The sequence below is a fragment of the Pseudoclavibacter sp. JAI123 genome (assembly GCF_013409665.1).
Lineage (GTDB): Bacteria > Actinomycetota > Actinomycetes > Actinomycetales > Microbacteriaceae > Pseudoclavibacter.
Genome location: NZ_JACCCM010000001.1, coordinates 1,644,700 through 1,665,551, shown reverse-complemented (window position 1 = coordinate 1,665,551; position 20,852 = coordinate 1,644,700). Strand labels below are relative to the sequence as shown.

Annotated in this window: 18 protein-coding genes; 3 read left to right on the top strand and 15 right to left on the bottom strand. The window is 68.5% G+C overall.

The genetic code is table 11. The annotated features are described in order from the left end of the window. Nucleotides 1–14: 14 nt before the first annotated feature. Nucleotides 15–1,589, bottom strand: coding sequence for an ABC transporter permease (locus HDC34_RS07845; protein WP_179556471.1), 1,575 nt, complete (start codon nucleotides 1,587–1,589; stop codon nucleotides 15–17). A gap of 153 nt (nucleotides 1,590–1,742) precedes the next feature. Continuing rightward, nucleotides 1,743–3,611: an ABC transporter family substrate-binding protein gene (locus HDC34_RS07840; RefSeq protein ID WP_179556470.1), complete on the bottom strand. Its 1,869-nt coding sequence runs from the start codon at nucleotides 3,609–3,611 to the stop codon at nucleotides 1,743–1,745. 187 nt (nucleotides 3,612–3,798) lie between these two features. On the opposite strand from HDC34_RS07840, the gene HDC34_RS07835 reads away from it, so the two are divergent. Further along, complete coding sequence (locus HDC34_RS07835) at nucleotides 3,799–4,605, top strand: CPBP family intramembrane glutamic endopeptidase (protein WP_179556469.1); 807 nt, start codon at nucleotides 3,799–3,801, stop codon at nucleotides 4,603–4,605. Nucleotides 4,606–4,627: 22 nt separating this feature from the next. Here HDC34_RS07835 and HDC34_RS07830 read toward each other — a convergent pair whose 3' ends face one another. The 7 genes from HDC34_RS07830 to HDC34_RS07800 all read right to left on the bottom strand — a co-directional run bounded on the left by HDC34_RS07830 (nucleotide 4,628) and on the right by HDC34_RS07800 (nucleotide 12,817). Next, on the bottom strand, nucleotides 4,628–5,308 hold the full coding sequence (locus HDC34_RS07830; protein ID WP_179556468.1) for a hypothetical protein: 681 nt from the start codon (nucleotides 5,306–5,308) through the stop codon (nucleotides 4,628–4,630). Between the two features lie 4 nt (nucleotides 5,309–5,312). Beyond that, complete coding sequence (gene malQ / locus HDC34_RS07825; RefSeq protein WP_179556467.1) at nucleotides 5,313–7,445, bottom strand: 4-alpha-glucanotransferase; 2,133 nt, start codon at nucleotides 7,443–7,445, stop codon at nucleotides 5,313–5,315. Next, nucleotides 7,442–7,870, bottom strand: coding sequence for a Rieske (2Fe-2S) protein (locus tag HDC34_RS07820; protein WP_179556466.1), 429 nt, complete (start codon nucleotides 7,868–7,870; stop codon nucleotides 7,442–7,444). The genes malQ and HDC34_RS07820 overlap by 4 nt, the downstream gene beginning before the upstream one ends. Before the next feature lie 65 nt (nucleotides 7,871–7,935). Further along, nucleotides 7,936–9,336 carry an MFS transporter gene (locus tag HDC34_RS07815; RefSeq protein WP_179556465.1) on the bottom strand — a complete coding sequence of 467 codons (1,401 nt, stop codon included), beginning with the start codon at nucleotides 9,334–9,336 and terminating at the stop codon, nucleotides 7,936–7,938. A 119-nt stretch (nucleotides 9,337–9,455) separates the two neighbouring features. Continuing rightward, nucleotides 9,456–9,866 (bottom strand): VOC family protein, encoded by a 411-nt coding sequence (locus HDC34_RS07810; RefSeq protein ID WP_104312311.1) that lies wholly within the window; start codon nucleotides 9,864–9,866, stop codon nucleotides 9,456–9,458. Between the two features lie 88 nt (nucleotides 9,867–9,954). After that, nucleotides 9,955–11,574, bottom strand: a complete 1,620-nt coding sequence (locus HDC34_RS07805) for a cryptochrome/photolyase family protein (protein WP_179556464.1) — start codon at nucleotides 11,572–11,574, stop codon at nucleotides 9,955–9,957. Next, a complete protein-coding gene (locus HDC34_RS07800) occupies nucleotides 11,567–12,817 on the bottom strand; it encodes an NAD(P)/FAD-dependent oxidoreductase (RefSeq protein ID WP_179556463.1) in 1,251 nt (416 codons plus the stop codon). The genes HDC34_RS07805 and HDC34_RS07800 overlap by 8 nt, the downstream gene beginning before the upstream one ends. Nucleotides 12,818–12,957: 140 nt before the next feature. On the opposite strand from HDC34_RS07800, the gene HDC34_RS07795 reads away from it, so the two are divergent. After that, entirely contained in the window at nucleotides 12,958–13,353 is a 396-nt protein-coding gene (locus tag HDC34_RS07795; protein WP_257023093.1) for a TraR/DksA C4-type zinc finger protein, read from the top strand. On the opposite strand, the gene HDC34_RS07790 is transcribed toward HDC34_RS07795, so the two are convergent. Continuing rightward, complete coding sequence (locus tag HDC34_RS07790) at nucleotides 13,347–13,706, bottom strand: DUF2695 domain-containing protein (RefSeq protein ID WP_179556462.1); 360 nt, start codon at nucleotides 13,704–13,706, stop codon at nucleotides 13,347–13,349. The two genes, HDC34_RS07795 and HDC34_RS07790, sit on opposite strands and share 7 nt — an antisense overlap. A 70-nt stretch (nucleotides 13,707–13,776) precedes the next feature. Then, the gene (locus HDC34_RS07785) at nucleotides 13,777–14,175 is read right to left on the bottom strand and encodes a VOC family protein (RefSeq protein WP_179556461.1); all 399 of its coding nucleotides are present in this window, start codon (nucleotides 14,173–14,175) and stop codon (nucleotides 13,777–13,779) included. Nucleotides 14,176–14,356: 181 nt separating this feature from the next. On the opposite strand from HDC34_RS07785, the gene HDC34_RS07780 reads away from it, so the two are divergent. Beyond that, nucleotides 14,357–14,794 (top strand): hypothetical protein, encoded by a 438-nt coding sequence (locus HDC34_RS07780; RefSeq protein ID WP_179556460.1) that lies wholly within the window; start codon nucleotides 14,357–14,359, stop codon nucleotides 14,792–14,794. Nucleotides 14,795–14,848: 54 nt separating this feature from the next. On the opposite strand, the gene HDC34_RS07775 is transcribed toward HDC34_RS07780, so the two are convergent. The 4 genes from HDC34_RS07775 to HDC34_RS07760 all read right to left on the bottom strand — a co-directional run bounded on the left by HDC34_RS07775 (nucleotide 14,849) and on the right by HDC34_RS07760 (nucleotide 20,695). Continuing rightward, nucleotides 14,849–15,460, bottom strand: coding sequence for a dihydrofolate reductase family protein (locus HDC34_RS07775; RefSeq protein WP_104312317.1), 612 nt, complete (start codon nucleotides 15,458–15,460; stop codon nucleotides 14,849–14,851). 67 nt (nucleotides 15,461–15,527) lie between these two features. Then, on the bottom strand, nucleotides 15,528–17,300 hold the full coding sequence (locus tag HDC34_RS07770; RefSeq protein WP_179556459.1) for an HSP90 family protein: 1,773 nt from the start codon (nucleotides 17,298–17,300) through the stop codon (nucleotides 15,528–15,530). Next, a complete protein-coding gene (locus tag HDC34_RS07765) occupies nucleotides 17,297–19,531 on the bottom strand; it encodes a hypothetical protein (protein WP_179556458.1) in 2,235 nt (744 codons plus the stop codon). Before HDC34_RS07765 ends, HDC34_RS07770 begins: the two co-directional genes overlap by 4 nt. Before the next feature lie 126 nt (nucleotides 19,532–19,657). Beyond that, entirely contained in the window at nucleotides 19,658–20,695 is a 1,038-nt protein-coding gene (locus HDC34_RS07760) for a hypothetical protein (RefSeq protein WP_179556457.1), read from the bottom strand. Nucleotides 20,696–20,852 lie beyond the last annotated feature (157 nt).

Genomic DNA, 20,852 nt, shown 5'->3' with positions numbered 1-20,852 from the left:
AGCTCAGCCCTCTCTCAGCTCAGGCGGATTCGCGGGTCGAGGACGGAGTACAGGATGTCGGCGATCAGGTTGAAGATCACGGTGAGCGCCGCGGTCACGAGGATGTAGCCCATGAGCGGGTTCAGGTCGACGTTGCGCAGCGACTCGGAGAAGATCGATCCCATCGCGCGCCAGCCGAAGATCTGCTCGGTGACGATCGCTCCCGAGATGATGGCGCCGACGTCGGCGGCCACGATCGTGGTGATCGGGATGAGCGAGTTGCGCAGCGCGTGGCGCATGACCACGGTGCGCTCGGGGAGGCCCTTCGCGCGTGCCGTGCGGACGTAGTCCTGGTTCATGATCTCGAGCAGGCTGGAGCGCGAGTAGCGACTGTAGCTCGCGATGGAGATGACCATGATGGCGATCGTCGGCAGCAGGAGGTGCGTGAAGCCGTCCAGCATCTGCAGCCAGATCGACGGGTCGGAGCCGAGCTGCGGGCTGGACGCTCCGACGGTCGCGATCGGACGGCCGCCGGTCTGGTCGTAGTAGCCGGACCAGGTCTGCATGACGCGGTCGATGACGAGCAGCAGCGACACGACGAAGCCGACGATGGCGGCGTTGCTCGCCACGTTGCGCTTGTCGAGGCCTCCGAAGTACTTGCCGACGAACCAGGCGATGACCGTGAAGACCACGATGAGGGCGATGGGGAACCAGGCGCCGATCTCGTTGGTCATCGCGAACTGCAGCGGGTACCAGAGCGCTCCCCCGACGACCGCGACGGCACCGGTGACGATGAGGTTGCGACGGTGCGAGAGGCCCACCGTGAGCGCGGCGGTCAGCAGCACCGTGGCGAGGCCGAGCACGATGATGAGCACCGTGCCGAGCCCGGGATTGCGGAACCAGTCGAGCAGCTCCATCCCGAACAGGATCGCGATCGTGCCGACGGCACCAGCACCGAACACGGTGGCGCGCGTCTTTGCGGGCCCTCCGATGATCGACATGAAGATGAAGCCCATGATCACGCCGATGAGCAGCAGCAGCGGTATCGGTATCTCGGGGTCCTGCAGGAAGTCGTTGAAGCCGATGGCCATGTACTGCTTGAGCAGCACGGCCACGAAGAAGATCGGCAGCGAGTACGTGAGGAACGACAGGAACGTGACCGTGTAGTCGTAGCCGGAGTACTGGCGGAGGGCGGTCGTCACACCGACGGCGACGCCGATGACGACGGCGATGAGCGTCGCGGCCGTGACGAGCTGCAGGGTCTGGCCGACCGCCGAGGCGATGAGCGGGCCGACGTCCTGGTTGGCGATATTGACGCCCATGGAGAAGTTGTTGCCGAGGAAGCCGAACAGGCCGTTCGGGTCATCGAAGGTCGGGATGAAGAACCCGAGGATGCCGCCGAGCCACAGGAAGAAGCGGGCGGGGGCTGGCACATCCAGTTGCAGGAGCTCCACGCGCGCGGCGATGAGCTGCTCCTTGTTGGGAGCCGTGGACTCCAAGATGTCCGCGAGCGGGTCCTTCGAGATCGCGACGAGGTTGTACACGATGAAGAGCGCGCCCAGCAGGATGAAGATCGACACGAAGAGGCGTCGGAGGGTGAATCTCAGCACAGATGGGTCCTGTTCTGGAAGGGGCATTCGGCCGGGGTGCGGCCGTGAACAGACGAGGCGGGAGTCCCGCAGTCGAGAAGACTACGGTACTCCCGCCGTCGCTAGATCTGACCGCGCGGCGGTCAGCGCGTCGAGAGCTCGACGCTGGTGTGACTACTCAGCGGCTTCCACGGGTGCCCACTCCCAGGCGTTCCAGAAGTACTGGGGCGAGAGGAACCCGGGCTTGACGTTCGCGACCTCGTCGCTCCAGGCGACGACACCGGGGAACTGGAAGATCGGCACGGACCACGAGTTGTCCATGATGATCTTCTCGGCCTCGACGAGCTTGCCCTGAGCCTCGGCGGGGTCGATCGTGACGTCGACGTCCTTGAGGATCTGGTCGAGCTCGGGGTCGCTCCAGCCGTAGTAGTTGTTGATGCCGCCCGTGATGTAGTTCGGGGACGGCTCGCCGACACCGAGACCCTCGGACTGCCATCCGAAGAGGGCCGCGTCGTAGGCGTCGGTCTGCGTCGTGAGCACGGTGGACCAGTCCTCGGCGCTCGCGTCGACGATCGTGAAGCCGGCCTTCTCGGCCGAGGCCTTGATGAGCTGCAGCTCCTGCTGACGACGCGGGTTCGTGGATGCCGTCATGAAGCGGACGGAGGGGTTGGCCACGCCAGCCTGCGCGAGGAGGCCCTTGGCCTCTTCGATGGCAGCGTCGTCACCCGAGTAGCGGGAGACGCCGCTGTCGGCGACCGACTCCTCGTAGCCGTCGGCACCGGGGAGGAACACGAGCGAGTCGCGCGTGGTCGCATCCGGGGCGATCGGCGTGATGAGCTTCTCGACGATCTCCTGACGCGGGATCGTGAGGAGGAAGGCCTCGCGGATCTGCTGGGCCTTGGCCTCGTCGCCGCCGTAGGTAGCGGGGTCGAAGACGCCGCCGTTGGCGACCTGGAGGTCGACGTGCTCGTAGGTGCCCTCGAGCGAGGACTCCCACTCGATGCCCTCGGTGGCCTCGAGCTGCTGCAGGAGGTCGGTCGTCGGCTGACCGGAGACGATCTGGACCTCACCGTTCTGGAGCGCCTGCACCTGTGCCTGCGGGTCCGGGATGAAGCGGATCGTGATGGTCTCGTAGTGCGGCAGCGGGCCCCACGTGTAGTCCTCGCGGGCCGTGAGCGTCACGTACTGGTTCTCGACCAGATCCGTGATCGTGTACGGGCCGTTGGAGAGGGTCTTCTGCGGCTCCTCCGGCATCGACGTGTAGTCGTAGCCGGTGCGGTAGGCGGAGGCGACCTTGCTCAGGAACTCGCTGTCGTTGTCGTTGACCGCGGTGATGAAGGCATCCTTCGCGGCCTGCGCGTCGTCGTACTCACCCGGGTAGGCGAGCTGGACGGTGCCGTGTGCCGAGATCGCCGTCGTGTCCGGCGCGAACATGGTCTTCCAGTCGGCGTACGGCTGGTCGTAGACGACCGTGAACGACTTGTTGTCGTCGGCGAGCGTCGGAGCCTGCGAGGCGAGGTCGAGCTGCAGACCGGGTGCCGGGTCGGTTCCCCAGTAGACACCGGCGTCCGCGGCCGCGTCGATCGCGTCCTGGTTCGTGACGTTGCCCTCGTCGTCGTACTCGGCCTCTGGCACCTCGCCCGCCTCGCGGTGCGTGGTGTTGGCGGCCCAGGTGAGCAGCAGGTCGGCGCCGTCGAACGGCGTGCCATCGCTCCAGGTGACCGCGTCGTTGACCGTGTACTTGATGGTCAGCGGGTCGGTCGAGACCTCTTCGACCGTGCCGAACTCGGTGTTCTCCACGAGCTCGGGGGTCGGGTCGTAGTCGATGAAGCCATCAGACGTGACGTGGACGATGTTGGCGTTCGCCGCGGCGTTGTTGGCCGAGGTGTTCACGTTGAACGCGAAGAACGGGTCGTTCCATGCAACCGTGATGGCGGAGCCACCGACGATCTCCGGATCGCGATTCGGGGCAGAGCAGCCGGCGAGAACCAACGCGCTTGTGGCGACGACGGCTCCCACGGCGATAACTCGTGATGTCCTCATAGGACCTCCTTGGGGAAACAGGGGCTGTGAACGTCGAACATCCACGAACTCTGTGAATTATCGACAAATACCCGTTGAACCTACGCCCCCTCGCGCGAGGGGTTTCACCAATTCAGGGGATCGTTACTCACACGAAACGGGTCTTGTTCAACTCTTACAAGCCGTTCGCCGTTCGTAGACTGCGGACATGTCACATTCGCGCATTGACGTTACGGTCAGCCAGGGTCCGGAGGAACTGGACCGCTCCGCGCGCGTGCGGCTGCGCTGGGAGATCTGGATCGTATTGGCACTCGCGATCATCCCGTCGAGCCTGTACGCGGTCATCTCCCTCGCGGATCGTGCGACGCGCGACACCGCACTCGCCGACCAGACGACGACGCTGAACGCTTCCCGCGACGCGCGGCCACTGTTCGACGCGCTCCTGCAGCTCTCGAGCATCCTCACCGACCTCGTACCCGTCGCTCTGGTGATCTGGCTGCTCTGGAGGCCCACCGTCTCCGGCTTCCGGAAGCTGGGCCTGGACACGAGGCAGCCCCTCGGCGACCTCGGGCAGGGCCTTCTGCTGGCCGCCTGCGTCGGCGTGCCCGGTATCGTCTTCTACCTCGCGACCAGGGCACTCGGGCTCACGCTCTCCGTCGAGGCGAGCGCGCAGGAGATCACGTGGTGGACCGTGATCCTGCTCCTGCTCGCGGCGCTGCGTGCCGCGCTTCTGGAGGAGATCGTCGTCGTCGGGTATCTCGCGACCCGCCTGCGCGAGCTGGGGTGGGCGACCTGGCAGATCATCGTCGCGTCCTCGCTCCTCCGCGGCTCCTACCACCTGTATCAGGGCCCCGGAATGGCGCTCGGCAACGTCGCCATGGGCGTGCTGCTCTCCTGGTGGTTCCTCCGCAAGGGGCGCGTGGGCGGCCTCGTCGTCGCGCACTTCATCCTCGACGCCGTCTCGTTCCTCGGCTATCCCCTCGCCGCGGCGCTCCTCCCGCAGCTCTTCACCTGAGACCGGTCGCGGCGCGGAGCCCTCAGACGGTGAGATTCACGAACCGGAACGACTGGTCGCCGTACTCCCAGACCACGTCGAAGCGCTCCTTCGGAACGTCGAACACGACGTACCCGGACTCTGCGCCGACCCCGTACTCGCGCTGCTGCACGGAGCTCCCGATGCAGTCGTCCGCGAGCGAGGCCCCCAGCTTCGAGTCGCCGTTCTTCTCGAACAGGCGAAGGCTGTCGAAGGCGAACACGGGCGCGAACGCGCCCTCCTCATCCTCGGCGCTGAGCGCCCCGTATCCCTCGACCTGCAGCTGGATCGCGACGTAGCTGCCGCCGGCCTTCGGAGCATCCTCTTCGAGACACCGAACGTCGAAGGCCACACCCGCGATGGTGAAGCGGCCGACGGGTTCGCCACTCGCGCCGAGCACCGTCGCCCACTGGCCCCTCGTGAACCTGAGCTCGCCGTCGACAGGCTTCGGGTTCTCGTTCTCCGCGACTCGTGGCGCGGCCACGACCTGCACGTTGATCGGGGTGACCGTCGGCGTCGGCGTCTGGGTGACGCCCGGGGTGGCGATGACGGCCACCGCATCAGCGGATTCGCGCGTCGCGGCCACCGGCGGAACGCACGCCGCGAGCAGCAGCGACGCACCGAGCGCCGACGCCAGGAGGAGGCCGCGGACACCCCGTGGCCGCCACCCGCCGGAGAGCCTCACCGCGCTACTCGGTTCTCCCCGACGCCGCCGCGATCCGGGCGGCGAGCGGCGAGCCCAGGAGCGCTTCGAGCGAGACCAGCCTGCCCTCGGCATCCGTCATGGGCACTCGCCAGTTCGGATACTCGTCGGCGGTGCCCGGCTGATTCACGCCGCGGCGGTCACCCGCGAGATCGGACACGCCCACACCGAACAGCTGGGCAGCCGAACCGGCAAGGTACTCGTGCAGCGCCACGACGATGTCCGCGTTGCTCGGCTCCTCCCCCACCAGGCCAGCTCGCCGGAGTCGGTCGACGACCTTCGAGATCGTCTCGGTCTCCTCGGCCCGCGCCTCCTCGACCGAACCTTCGAGCAGCCCGAGGCGCTCTCGAACGTCGAGGTGCTCCAGCGCGAGGAACCCAGCCGTCGGCGGGAGGTCGTGCGTCGTCACCGTCGCGAGACAGGCGCGCCGGTAGTCCTCAGGGGCCAGCGGGACCCCATCGTCCGACCATTCGAACCACAGGACGGAGGCACCGAGCATGCCGCGCTCGGCCAGCGCATCCCTGGCCTCCGGCGGAACCGTGCCGAGGTCCTCGCCGATCACCACGGCGCCCGCTCGCTGCGCCTCGAGCGCGAGGATGCCCAGCATGGCCTCTGCGTCGGTCCGCACGAAGCAGCCATCCTTCGCGGTGTTGCCCTCCGGGATCCACCACAGGCGGAAGAAGCCCAGAATGTGGTCGATGCGCACAGCGCCAGCGTTGCGGAAGACGGCGCGCAGCATGTCCCGGTACGGCGCGTAGCCGAGCTCGGCCAGCATGTCGGGGCGCCACGGCGGCTGCGACCAGTTCTGCCCGAACTGGTTGTACTGGTCGGCCGGCACGCCGACCGTCACGCCGCGGGCCATCGCCGCCCCGAACGACCACGCATCAGCTCCACCGGCGTGCACACCGACGGGCAGATCGTGCACGATGCCGATCGACATGCCGGCCGACCTCGCATCGGACTGCACCTGCTTCGCCTGCGCTTCCAGGAGACACTGCAGCCAGACGTAGAACTCGGCGTCCTCGGCGTGAGCAGCCGCGAACTCGAGCACGTCGGCACCGTTCGCGGTGGCCAGCTCGCTCGGCCAGTTGCGAGCATCTCGCCCATGCACGCGCGAGATGGCGCAGAAGACGCCGAACCGCTCGAGCGGCTCCCCCGCCTCCTTGCGGAACTCCGTGACGTCGTCGTCGATCACATTCGCCGACTGCCAGACGTCGAAGAGCGCGCGGAGCGCTGGTTCCTTCAGCGCCCAGGCGGCGTCACGATCGATGCTGTCGACGCCGTTGCCCAGGATCGCCTCGCCCGCAAGGCGCGAGAGCAGCTCCACCGTGTCGGCCGGCACCTCGGTGCGATGCGCGACGAAGGCGGCCGCCCAGTCGACGGTGAGGATCAGGGGGTCGCCGAACTGCCGTGAGGTCGGCAGGTACGGAGACGGCTCCATGGGAGACACCGGAGGGTTCGCGTTGAGGGGGTTGACGAGCACGAAGTCCGCGTCACGCTGCGCACCCCAGGCCGTCAACGTGGCGAGGTCCCGGAGATCGCCGATCCCCCAGGACGTGGTCGAGCGAAGCTGGTAGAGCTGGGTGAAGAGCCCCCACGAGCGCTCGGCTGGCCAGGGCGTCCTCGTCGGCACGACGATCAGCGTGCCAGCAGGCGCATGCTCCGAGAGGTCGTCCCCGACCTTCGCGACGACCTCGTGCCAGCCCGTCGGCAGGTCCGCGGGCAGCGCGAACGTCGCGCGACCGATCAGCGCACCGTCGAGGTCCTTCGGATCGACCCAGTTCTCGACCTGCTGCAGGCTGCGAGTCGACCCGTCTTCGAGGAGCACGTCGACCTGGACGGCGCTCCCGTGAGGAACGTGGACGAAGATCGTGGCGTCGCTGCCCTCCCGCACCGTCGTGCAGGACGGCACCACTCGACGCCACGGCCGGTTCTCGAACTCGCGGGCCGAGGCGGCGACGTCCTCGTCGGTGGATGCCGGGAGACCGAGGGCGCCGAGGACCGCCGCGAGCGTCTCGGGCGCGACCTGCTCCTTCTCGCCCCGCCAGCCCCAGTACTCGACCTCGAGACCCGCGTCCGTCGCGAGATCGCGGATCGCGGTCAGATTGGTGATGCTCACGAGTATTCGACCTCAGTTTCGGTGACGGTGATGGTGCGAGGGGTGAGCGGCCGGTCCGCCGGTCCGGCGACCGGCTCCCCGGTCCTCGTGTCGTAGTGGCTCGAATGGCAGGGGCAGATGATGTGCTCCGCGGTCACCGTGGCGACCGGGCACCCCTGGTGCGTGCAGATCGAGCTGAAGCCGAAGTACTCACCCGCGGCCGGCTGGGTGATGACCGTCTCGGTGTCCGCGATGACGACCCCGCCTCCGACCGGGACGTCGCCGACGGGCACGGCGCCGCTCACCGTCGACGTGGCATCCGCATCCTGTCCACCGGCGTCGTCGCCTCCGCACGCGGCAAGCAGCGCCGCCGTCGCGATTCCGCCGCCGACAGCCGCGCTTCCCCGTATGACCCCGCGTCGTGAAGGATCTCGTCGTTCGCTCACACGTCAAGGCTAGTCGGCGCGTGGCTGAGCGGGCCGCGGCGCGCGCGAGCCACTCCCCGCGTCGACTACTCCTCGAGTTCCCGCCCCATGAGCTCCGGCAGGGTGAATGCGGCACCGGCGGCGAGCAGGAACGCCGCGGCGAACACGCCGAAGACGAGCACGCTGCCACCACCCGCGAGCATGATGGGCACCAGCAGCGGCGCGATGATCGACGCGATGCGGCCGAAGCCCGCGGCCGCCCCGGTTCCCGACGCGCGCAGCCTCGTCGGATAGAGCTCGGGGCCGATCGCGTAGAGCGCTCCCCACGCGCCGAGGTTGAAGAAGGACAGGCACATGCCCGCGGCGAGGATCGCGCCCTCGGTCGTCGCGAAGCCGAACCAGAACGCGGCACACGCGGAACCGAGCAGGAAGATGGCGAGCGTCGCACGCCGGCCGATGCGCTCGATGAGGAAGGCCGCGACGAAGTAGCCGGGCAGCTGCGCCAGCGTGATGATGAGCGTGAACTCGAACGACTTCACAAGGGTGAAACCCTGGCCGACGAGGAGGCTCGGAATCCAGATGAACGCGCCGTAGTAGCTGAGGTTGATGCAGAACCACACGGCCCACAGGGCGGCCGTCCGTCGGCGCAGCGACGGCGCCCAGAGGTCGCGCCATCGTGCCCGCTGGGAATCCGGTGACACGGATGCTCGCGCTGCGGAGTGTCCGCGGTCAGACGCGTCGATACCCGCCGCCGGGGGCGCATCGACGCCAGCCGACTCCTCGAACTGCCGGACCGCTCGCTCGGCCTCCGCGTACCTGCCCTTGCTCTCCAGGAAGCGGACGGATTCGGGGAGCCCGAACCGCACGACCACCGCGTAGACGGCAGGCAGGAGGCCCGTCAGGAGAGCCCAGCGCCATCCATCCGCCGACAGCGGGATGATGAAGGCCCCGATGAGGGCGGCGCCGATCCAGCCGACAGCCCAGAACGCCTCCAGCAGCACGACGACCCGTCCGCGGATGCGCTTCGGCGCGTACTCGCTCACGAGCGTCGAGGCGACGGGAAGCTCGGCGCCGAGCCCCAGACCGACGATGAAGCGCAGCACCATGAGCGCGCCCACCGACGCCGCGAGCGCGGAGGCACCCGTGGCGAGACCGTAGATGAGGAGGGTCGCCGCGAACACCTGACGCCGCCCGAGCTTGTCGGCGAGCAGTCCGCCGACGCTCGCGCCGATCGCCATGCCGACGAAGCCGATCGAGGCGATGAACGACAGCGTCGTCGCGTCGAGGCTCCACTGCACCGCGAGCGCGGCCATGACGAACGAGATGAGGCTCACGTCCATGGCGTCGAGCGCCCAGCCGATGCCGGACCCGAACAGGAGCTTGCGGTGCCTGCCGGTGAACGGGAGGCGATCGAGGTGCTGATTGCGCGTGGGCGCCGCCTGCTCTGTCGCTGCGGCGTGGCGGTCAGCCGGGGTGCGCTCGGTCATGTGCGTATCCAAGGGTGCGGGGTGGAGGGGACGACTAACCGTGCCAGACCGGAAACGGCTCCACCAGCCCCGCTGCCGCATTGCGCAACGGAGGCCCGCGGAGCAGCGCTCTCTGCGAGTCAGGCCTCAGGGGACGCCATGTAGAAGACCTCCCACAGGTGGCCGTCGAGGTCGTCGAACGCTGAGCCGTACATCCCGAACTCGTTCGCCTCAGCCGGACGGTGGATTCTGCCCCCACCAGCCTCCGCCTTGGCCGTGATCTCGTCGACTTCCTCGGTGCTGCCGAGGAGGAGCGCGGTCGTGCTCTCGTGTCGGTTTCCGCCCACGATGGTCTCCGCGCCCTCCGGCAGGAAGCCCTGGAACCGTTCGGTCTGCAGCAGCATGATCGCGACCTGGTCGTTGACGACGACGCAGCTGGTGCTGTCGTCGGAGAACATCGGGTTGATGGTGAAGCCAAGTCCGACGTAGAAGTCGGTTGCCGCCTTGACGTCGGCGACGGGCAGGTTCGGGAAGACCATGGATACGCCCATGATGGGCTCCTTTGCACTCGAGACATGTGACGACGGATTACGCGTCGTAGTCCGATCATAGGAGTCCGAGCAGTCCACCGGAAGCGCGTCACGTGGCGTCGCGGGTCGTCCCGATCACGAGCGGGGTTTCGTCGGGGTCCTGCAGGAGTCCCTGCGCTCGAGCACGGTGTCGTGCGAGCGTCTCCGGCTCCATGTTCTGGAGGAGCGCGATCGTCATCTGGGTGCGCGGGTTGCGGGCGAAGACCGCCCGGTGGTGGGCGACGAAGTCCCAGTACAGGGCATCCCAGGCTTCAGTCCACGCCCCCGAAGGAAGGTCGGACATCTTCCGCAGGTAGTTGCTGCCGGAGACGTAGGGCTTGGTGGTCACCGTCTCGCCGGCCGCGAACTGGCTCATAGCGTAGACGTTCGGCACCATGACCCAGTCGTAGGCGTCCACGAACTGCTCCATGAACCACCGGTAGACGTCGTCCGGGTGGATGCGGAGCAGTGACATCGCGTTGCCGAGCACCATGAGGCGTTCGATGTGGTGGGCGTACCCGGTCGCGAGGACGCGACGAATGACGAGGTCGACGGGGTCCAGTCCGGTGCTGGCGGTCCACCATCCGCGCCCCAGGCGATTCGTGTGTCCGAGGACGTTCGATGTCCGGAGCTCCCGGCCACGGAGCCGATAGGTGGCCCGCATGTACTCCCTCCACCCGATCACCTGACGCACGAAGCCCTCGAGGGAGGCGAGGGGTGTGTCCGCGCGGGCGCTCGAGAGCGTCATCTGCAGCACCTCGCGCGGGTCGAGCAGACCGATGTTGAGTGCTGGCGTGAGCAGGCTGTGGTTGAGGAAGGGATGCTCCGCGGAGATCGCGTCCTCGTACGGGCCGAAGTCGTCGAGGCGCGTGCGGACGAATTCTCGGAGGTGCTCGCGCGCCTCGTCCGCGGTCGTCGGCCAGGCGAACGTCGTCGGGTCGCCCGGGGCTTGGGGGAACTCCTCGCGAACCCAGGCGACGGCGAGTTCGACCTGTTCCTTCCCTTCGTCGCGGCCATCTGATGGCGGGGTGGGAGACATGAGTGCGTCCAGGTCGAAGACGCCCTGGGGATGCACGCTCGGGTGTCCGCGGAAGCGCGAGACCGTCGGCGGCACGTATCCCCTCGGCACGCGCTTGCGGTTGTCCGCATCGAACGACCAGCGGCCGCCGCATGGGGCGTCGCCGTCGAGGAGGATGCCGAGTCTGCGACGCTGCCAGATGTAGAACTCGTGCATGCGTGATTCGTTGTGCGCGAACCAGGAGTCCAGCTGCGCCCGGTCGGTGAGGAAGTTCGGCGTCTCGAGTTCGTCTCCCGCCACCGCGGTGTAGCCCCCTGCGGCCAGTGCCCGGGTCAGGTCGCGTTCAAGCCAGTCGTCGACCACGTCGAACCACGTCACCCGGGTCGGCGAGTTTCGGCGGACGAGGGCGGCCACCTGCTGGCCGGAGGGAGCAGCCGCGTCGCTCTCCAGGTACTCGACGACGTGCCCTGCAACGCGGAGACGCTGCGCGAACCGGGACATGGATGCTCGGTGCAGGACCAGCTTGTGCGAGTGGAAGGCGTATTGGCGGAAGAGGAGGTCGTGTTCGATGAGCACGAACACGGTTCCGGTCGGCTCGGCGAAGTGCGCCTCGAACAGCTGGTGAGGCAGGACGAGCCGCAGCTCCCGCCCTGCCGCTCTCGGTTCAGCCAAGGAGCTCGACGGTGGCGTCTGCGGCCCGGTCTCCGGCGACCAGCGCACCTTGGATGGACCCTGTCTCGCGGTGGTCGCCCGTCACGATGAGCCGCTCCCCGACTCGCTCCGGCCCGCGGTCGACGAGGGGCGGTGGCTGGGCGGGGAGGGTGTGCGGGATGACGTGGTGCGCGAGCACCTCCCAGCCGTCGGTGGGCGTGCCGTACAGACGGGCGAGGTCGCGTCTGACGTCCGCTTCGCTCGCGAGTCCGTCCAGGTGGTCGAGGAGGGTGGTCGCCTGCACGAGGTGCTGTCCGGCCGGGGCATACGAAGGGGCCACCTCCGAGATGACGGCGGTGTTCCAGATCGGCCCGGCCGGCCCGCCGCCGATGTTCGAGGCATCCAGAAGGAGGAACGGCCCGGTTCGCGGCGTCCCCGTGGCCCGGAACCACCATGTTGTCAGGCCGTGCGTCTTCGGAGCCGCCTGGCCGGTCAGCGCAGGGAGGTCGTTCGGGGCGACCGCGACGATCGCGACTCGGGCGAGGATCGTCCCGCGGTCGGTGACGACCCGCACGCCACCCCCGGTCTCGGTCACCTCCCGCGCGGCGGTGCCGAGCCGGACGGGTTCGTGCAGCGAGGCGGCGATCTGGGCAGGCAGTGCGCGCATCCCGTCGGCGGGGAGCCCTGGCGCGCCGAGCGCGAAGTAGCGGACGAGCTGCTTGACGTGGTTCGCCGAGCTGCCTCCGCTGCTGTCGGCCAGGACTCCGGCGAGGAACGTGTCGAGCAGGTCGAGTCGGAGCCGCCCGGTGAGGCCCGCATCGTCGAATGAGGCGCTGAGCGTCGTATCCGGCCCAGCAGCCTGCGGGTCTGGCTGTGCAAGCGTCGGGCCGAGCCAGCGTGCGAGGGCCAGGACGTCGGAGACCGGCACGTGCCCGCTGAGCAGCGTCTGCAACGCGAACCGCGGATGGCGGAGCGGGTGCGCGAGCGTCGACGTCCGCTCCCGCGAACGGACGATGGCCCCGACCCCGAAGCGCTTGAGGTCGAGCGCAGCGAGGTCCACGGAGGCGCGCAACGCCGGGTAAGCGGGGTTGAGGACCTGGAAGCCGCGGTCGCAGAGGAAGCCGTCGATGGCGTCCGTGCCGACTCTGCCGCCGACCTCGTCCTCCGACTCGAGGACAACGACGCTGCGCCCGCGCTCCTCGAGGCTCCGCGCGGCCCTGAGGCCGGCGAGCCCTGCTCCGATGACGACGACGTCCGTGTCCATATGGCTCCGTTCGATGGGCTTCGCTCGACTGGTCCGTCAGTCTGCGGGAGCAACCCGGGCCGTCCCTGAGCGCGGGCTCGTGAACGCTGGTGGGCGCGGTCCTCGGCAGGCCGGGGTGCTGGTGGCGCAGAATGGCCCGCATGCACGGCATTCATGAGATGGAGGAGTCCGACTCCCCCGCCACGCACGCGAAGCGACTGGCCTCGCTCCGCGCGGACGCCGTCGACCGCGTCACCAGTACGTCCGCGGCACTGCGGGCGCTTGTCCAGGACCGCTCCTCGCTCAACGACGACGACGAGCACGACCCCGACGGCGCTCCGCTGTCGGCCGAGTGGTCCCGCCTTGCCGGGCAGGTGGACGCGGCGCAGTCGGAACTCAGGCAGATCGAGGCAGCGCTTCTGCGCCTCGAAGAGGGCCGCTACGGCGTCTGCTCGACGTGCGGCCAGCGCATCCCGAACATCAGGCTGCGGGTTCGTCCCTTCGCGGAGCACTGCGTCTCCTGCGCAGAGCAACGGCGAGGCCGCGGCCGTCAGTAGGCGGATCGCCGCTCTCTCCACCACAGCCTGCACGGCTGCGTGGAACCTCGCCGAACGCCGAGGCAAGGCGGCAGCGTCGCCGGCTCACCCCCGCACGCGTCGTACGCGTTGAGGAAGATCTCGCAGTCGCAGTACGCGCCCAGACGATCGAGGCGCTCGAGGAGTGCGGTCGCTCGCGGGGCCGTGCGTTCCTGGTACCACTGCGAGAAGCGGTGAGCGCCGTCGCAGCCGAACTCGTCGAGCTGCACGGCGACGTAGCACAGCAGGCATTCGCGCGGCCCGGGTTCGAGCAGGTCGTTCGCCATCGTCTGGACGAGGGTCTCGGCTTCTTGGTCGATTCGCTGATCTGTCATGACCTGATCTTGGACCGGACCACCGACAATCTCTGTCGCAGTGCGCACGTCCACAGCACGCCGCCGCGATTCAGCTCTCGCGAGACGAGAGCACGCAGAACTCGTTGCCCTCCGGGTCGAGCAGGACAACCCAGTTGACGTCGTCGCCCTGCCCGACGTCGGCGCGGGTGGCGCCCCTCGCGATCAAGGCGTCGACATGGGCGACCTGGCTCTCGTGCAGCGGAGCCGCGAGGTCGATGTGGAGCCTGTTCTTCACGGTCTTGTCGTCGCCGACCGGGACGAAGACCAGTCCGGGGCCGACCCGCTCGAAGGGCACACCAGGGTTGTCCTCATCGAGCCACTTCGGGATGATGACCGCCTCGTCGCCGTCCTCGAAGGAGACCTGCCAGTCGAGCGTCTCCGCCCACCAGGCCGCAAGAGCGCGGTGATCTCTCGAATCGATGACGGTCGAATACCAGCGAAGTCCCATGTGCGCCTCCTCAGACTCGCCCATCCTGGACGAGCGAGCTGGGGATTCGCGCCGCCCGGCCCGAGACGACCTCGAACTCGCGAGCTCGAGGAGACCGAGCAGGTTCGGAGAAGCATCCGCGCGCCAGGGGTCGTACCGTAGTCGTGATTCACCTGCTCACGACTGAACGAAGGAAGCTGCCATGGCGGAGAAGACGACCGGACTCTCGAAGGACGAGCGCGAGGCGGTCAAGCAGCGTGCCGCGGAGCTGCGCGCCGAGCAGAAGGCGGGCAAGAACCGGGCCGCGGGCGACGCGGCTATCCAGAAGGCGATCGCGGAGATGACCGACGAGGACAAGGCGCTCGCCGAGGGCGTCGACCGCATCGTGAAGGACGTCGCCCCGCAGCTCATGCCGAAGACCTGGTACGGCTTCCCCGCCTACACCGACGCAGACGGCAAGGTCGTCGTGTTCTTCAAGGCGGCATCGAAGTTCACGACTCGGTACGCAACGCTCGGCTTCGAGGAGGCCGCGAAGCTCGATGACGGCGACCTCTGGGTGACGTCGTTCGCGCTCATCAAGCTGACGCCGGAGACTGAGCAGACCATCGCCGATTGCGTGCGCAGGGCCGCGGGCGCGTAAGCGCGACGGAGTCGGACTCGGGCCAGGCAGGGGGTTTCCGCCTGGCCCGCTCTCTCAGCCGTGTGCGGCTCTGCGGTACCGGATGTGCGTGGCGAGCGGTGAGTGCAGCACCTCGACCGGTTCGTACCCGAACGTCTCGACGCCGTCGAACATCCGCTCGCCGCCACCGAGCAGCACGGGCGCGATGTCGAGGGCGAGCTCGTCGATGACGCCGGCTTGCAGTGCCTGTCGGACCGTGGAGGCGCCACCGGCGATGTCGACGCCGTTGCCGTCCGCGACGGACAGGGCCCGGGCGAAGGCGGCGTCGAACCCGTCGGTCACGAAGTGGAAAGTCGTGCCGCCTTCCATCTCGATTGGCTCGCGGGCGTGATGAGTGAGCACGAACACCGGCGCATGGTACGGGGGCTCATCGCCCCACCATCCTCGCCACTCTCCGTCCCATTCGCCGCGAATCGGGCCGAACATGTTCCGGCCCATGACGTAGGCGCCTCGGGGCCGCATGAGCCAGCTGGCCGCGACCTCGTCGGCGTCGGTCGCGCGCGGATCCCCCATGTGCCACGTGTGGAGGCCGTGCCCTCCCCGGCCGAGGGGATGCTCGCGGCTCTGCTCGGGGCCGGCGACGAAGCCGTCCAGGGAGATGGACATGTGGCACGTGGTGTCGGACATTCGGGGCCCTCCGTTGGACGCGAGATCGGATCGTGACCGCGACCCTACTCCCGATTCAGCCCGGGCATCACTCCCCGCCACCCGCCGCCGTGATCAGGGTGTGCAACGTGCTGCTGAGCAGTTCACCGTGCCGTTCGTCGAGCGTCTGGCCGGCCCGAAGGAGGCCGATGACATAGAGCCCGCTGATGGCTTCCGCCCGCACTCGCTCGTCGCGCACGCGCACGAGGGAGCGCACCGCGTCGCTCGTGACGTTCATGACGAGCCGCGGTCGCACAGGCGACGCCTCAGGCTCGCTGAGCAACCCCGCCCAAGGGTCCGCCTCAGCACCGTCGTCCGCCAGCTGACTCAAGTGGTCATCGCCGGTGGCGGCCACGAACAGCGAAGGCGTGGATGCAGGCGCGAACGCCCGCAGATCGAGGTCCACGCCGAGCCGTTCGAGGACTGCACGGGCGTGCACCTCGAACCCGCGGGCCTCCGCGCCACCCCCGCGCGGTTCCGGGAGGGAGTCGAGGAACGCGTGCGGGTCGAACGCTCGCACGCGCGCCGTATGCCCGCGGCGCTCACGCACCTTGCGGAGGATCTCGCTGCCGTAGACATAGGAGCCGTTGACGAGCAGCGATCGCTTCGCGCGCAGCAGCGGGGCGAACGCGGTGAAGTCGGTCATCGACGTTGTGTACCGCACATCGTCCGAGAGGCGCAGGATCTGCGCGAGCGTCATCGTGCCTTCGCTGGTCTCCCAGGGCACGTGGCCGATGACGAGGTCGAGCATGTCGTCATCGCCCGCCGCCATGGCGAGGATGCCCTTCGCGTGGACGTCCATGAATCGGTCGAAGCCGACCGGGTCGCTCAGCGCGAAGTGCTCGATCCCCTGCCTGAGCTGCGTCCCGATCTGCGCTTTCACGTCGCCGATCGCCGGCGAGTCCTGCAGGGATTCTCGGGAGGCGGTCAGGGCGAGGTCGCCGCCCTCGACGGCGAGTCGCACGAAGTAGGCCCAGTTCGGAGCCAGCTGCACGTTGTCGTCGGCGACGAACATGCCGTGAGAGTAGACGGTGTCGCCGTGTCGGTTCCCGACCCGCCCCGGGCTGTCCGAGATGAAGGCCACCCCGACCACACCGGCCGTGGGCACGTCGATGGGAAGCACGGCGAGGGGCGCGAATCCGAGCTCGCGATGACACCAGGCGGTCGCCTCGAGGCCGGAGCCTCTCCATGGCGGCGTCCGGGTGCTGACGATCTCGGACTGCTGGTGCGCACCGGTCTGCAGCTTGATGGGCAGCTCGAGCAAGCTCGCGAAACGCTCAGCGAGCAGTTGCACCCGCACCGGTTCGACCCACTCCCGGTCGTCGGCGCGCGCCTGCACTCGCACCTCGGTGCCGGCGTCCGGGAGAGGCGTCTGGGCGCTTGTGATCGTGAATGTGCCATCAGAGTTCCCGACCCAGCTCAGCGTCGGCGCGTCGGCCGAACGGGCGCTGCGCGACCGCACCTCGATGCGATCGGCGATGAGGAAGCACGACAGCAGCCCGATGCCGAACTGGCCCAGGTACTGACGACGCACTCGCGTGAAGTCGCTCCGCTTGCTCGAGGCGCCGATGGTCGCGAGCACCGACCGCATCTCCTCCTCGGTCAGCCCGATGCCGGAGTCGCGGACCAGCACGGCCCCGCCGTCTTCGATCTCGATCGCGATCTCCCGAGGGGCGGACGGATCGGATTCGCTTCTGGCCACCACCGCGTCCCTGGCGTTCTGGATCAGCTCGCGGAGGTACACGCGCGGGCTGGAGTACAGGTGGTGGGACAGGATGTCGACGATGCCGCGCAGGTCGACACGGAAGCTCTCCCCGCTCATGCGGACACCCCGAAGGAGGTGTCGCCCGGGAACCACCGGTCCCGCACCCAGGTGCTCCACCCGTCATCCCCGTTCCGGGCGTCCAGACCGCGGGTGAGGTCCGCGACCCGCGAACGGAGTCTCGGGCCCCGCGGGTCGTCAGGGGATGTGGCGAGCAGCGCGCTGCCGCAGGCGGCGAGGACCATGAGCTCGCTTGGCGACTCGTCGACCTCATCGAGCAGCGCATCGATGATCCGTCCGAAGTCCGCACCGGGTGCGGCTATCCCCTCGAGCAGCACCCATCCGGGTAACGGCCCGAACTCTGTGACATCCCCGTCGACGCTCTCCAGGAGCCGAACAAGCTCGGCTGAGGCCGCCCTGTCTCCGGAACGGGCATCCAGCCAGCACAGCCACGCAGTCGCGGCTCGAATCTGCTCGGCATCCCCGATCGCGAGGACGCGTTTGGCCGTCGCCGCCGCGAAGGCGGGCTCGACCAGGGCGGTCAGCCGAACGACTTCGAGGTCGACCGAGACCCGGTCGAGCAGCTTCTCCTCAGCCGCCAGCTCGTGCTGCACCTGCTCGACGGCCGCGCGCAGGGCCGAGCCATCGTCGCGGTGGGCGGCGATCTCCGCGCGCGCGAGCGAGAGATGCGCGAGCGGGCCACCGGTGACCTCCCGCAGGCGAGTCTCGGTCTGGATGAGCTCCTCGATCTCCGACCACGCGACGTCGGGCGATGCGACTGCCTGCTCGACGGTCACCGCGAAGAACCGCTCGCCAATAGCCTGGAAGGCGTCCTCGATGGCGTCGTGCGCGCGCAGGAGCTCCGTCTGCGAACTGCGGAAGTCGCGAACGAGCGTGGCGATCCTGCCCTGCTGACCCGCCCTGAGACCGTGGAGCAACGGCACGCAGTAGCGGGTCGACGCGCACTTGAGCTGCTCCGAGCGCGCGGTTAGGGAGGCCGCGAGGGCGTCGGCGTCTTCGGGGGTCTCCGCGGAGAGCAGCTCCATCGTGTCGCCGAGGTGCGCGACGTAGCGGTGCTTGATGGAGATGGGCGGGTCCTCGGAGCTCACCGAGGCCGTGCGAGGCAGCCAGCCCGCGGCGAGAATCGCCTCGGCTCGTTCTTCCACATCGCCCCAGACCTCCGGGTCATCGACGAGGGTGGGCCGCGGATGGGTGGGGAGCCCCGCCCACCAGAATGTCTCGAGTTCGCGAGAGTGCACGTCGGTGCCGCCACGCCGGTCCAAGGCGGCGGCGGACTGCCCGGCCAGCGCCCTCAGCAGCTTGCCCTCCTCCCCAGTCGGGTCGGCGAGGATGCGGCTGCGCGCGACGGCGGCTGTCGCCTCCCAGTCACTCCCATCGAGGTGCAGGTTGCGGAGGGTGTGGTCGACGGAAGCGAGCGCTGCATCCGGCCGTTCTTCCAGGACGGGGATGAGGAACTCGGCGACACCGTCTCGAGCGAGCCGGGCGGATCCGACTCCTTCGAGGAGCTGGTCGGCGATGAGGTTCGCGTCGGCTCGACGGCCCGCGCGAACGTAGAAGAAGGCGAGCATGACGAGCAGCGGCAAGGCGTTCACCGCCTCGGAACGCGCCTCGTCGAACGCGCGAGGGTCGATCTCGAGCATCCGCAACCGCTGCTCGAGCGTCACCGTCGCGCGCGGCAGATCGAAGCGGGCCACCAGAGGCAGCTCCATCTGGATGACGCCGGAGTCATCCGGACGCCATTCGATGCTGTTCTCGGATCGCCAGCGCTGAATCCAGTCGAGCGTCGCCTCGGCCTCGCCCCTGGCGGCAGAGACCGTGGCTCGCGCCACGTAGACGCCGACGATGTCGGCACCCCGCTGCCGGATCTGCTGCTCGACGAGATCGATGGCACGGGTGATCTGCTCGAGCGGCACTACCGGGTCGTCGACGAGCGTCATGCTCGCCGTCGCGATGGAATTGAGCATGCGGTTCACGTTCTCGGGTGCGATGAGGTCGCCGTGGCGGTGGATGACCTGCATGAGGCGCACGTAGGCGTCGAGCGCTCGGACTCCCAACCCCGCCTTGACGAGGGTCGTGTACTGGCCGAACCGCGCGCTCGCGATGAGGTGGGGGAACTCGGCGCGTTCGCAGTCCTCGATGAACTCATCCCAGACCTCGAGCTTGCCTTCGTCCTCTGGCAGGTCCCAGATAGTGGAGCTGCGCTCGAAGAGACTCTGGACGCGTTCCTGCTGCTCGTCTTCGAGCGTGCCTAGCTCTGAATACGCGATCATCGTGGGCCTCCTTTGGGGACGTGTCCTCGCGACGACCCTACCCAGGCCATGCTGAAGGTGCCCGTCGCCGTCGACCGAGTGCTCCTGGATGACGAGGCCCTCGCGTGCTGCTCACGGAAGGACGGCTCAGTCGGCACCGTCGACCTGCACGCCGCGCCGTGCGAGCGCCCTGCGTGCGCGGGGCCCGAGGAAACCGCCGATGTCGTCCACTCGCCGGAGGTTCGTGAACGGCGCGAGGTCGTGGTCGGTGACGGTTGCGATGTCGAAGCTGCTGTCCTCGCCATCCCACTGCGGAATAAGCTGCGCGTAGATTTCATTGCCGCCGTCGAGAACGAGCTTCTCGACCTTCCCTGCTACGCGCGCAGGGATCGGGTAGCTGCGCAGCCAGGCGCGCACGGAAGGGATCATGGTGTCGTAGTACTCGTCCGGATCGAAGTTCTTCGCCCCTCGATCCTGAGCGAAGTCGTACACGTTGAAGCGCGGACCGAGCACTCGCTGAACGAACATGAGCTCGTTGAGGATGGCGAGCCGGAACGGGAACGATTTCAGCGAGAGTGTCGGCTCCTCGAGCACCGGAAGCTTCCACTTGCCAGACGGCTCCTGTACCGGCAGCACGGGCCTGTACGAGGCGATGATCTCCGTGACCGGTGCCTGCGCCGACCGGACCATGTCCGCCAGCTCCTCGGTCTGCTGTCTGGCGAAGCGCTCCCGGGCCTCCATCGCGTGGAGCTCCCGCAGCTCGGTGGTGTTCAGGAGCAGGACGAACTCCCAATCTCCGACCCTGAACCGAAGCATGAGGTACGCCTTCCGGAGCTCCGCATCCGGGGCCGCGGCGATCGGCGACTGCCCCCCGATGGTGAACGCACCCGTGTAGAGCCCCAAAGGGCGGCAGAGGCGCGCCGATTCGTCGCGCTTCGCCTCTCTCTGCGCATCGGTCGCAACGGTCACGTAGACGCCCGTCGCAGCTTCGCCGTCCTTCGTGGACGCGCGCACGCCGACGTCGTCCCAGACGACCCAGGTGGTGCTCCCGTTCGGTGGAAGGGTGCGCGGCGAACCGAGCGCGTCCGTCAGGGCTCGGACGCTCTGCGCGTCGACCGGCACGCCGTCGATGCGCAGCCCGTCCCGTGAGACATCGATGCTCGGCATGTTCACGTCTCTGCTCATGTCCACCACTTCCTCGAGGCTCAACCGACGCCACCAGTATGCGAGGCGGCACGCGTGTCCGCGAGCAGCGTTCACTGCCGGTTCGGCGACCGTCACCGGTGGTGCTTGAGGGCGCCATCGACGAGCATCCGGGTACGGTTGCTGCTGTCAGTGCGCT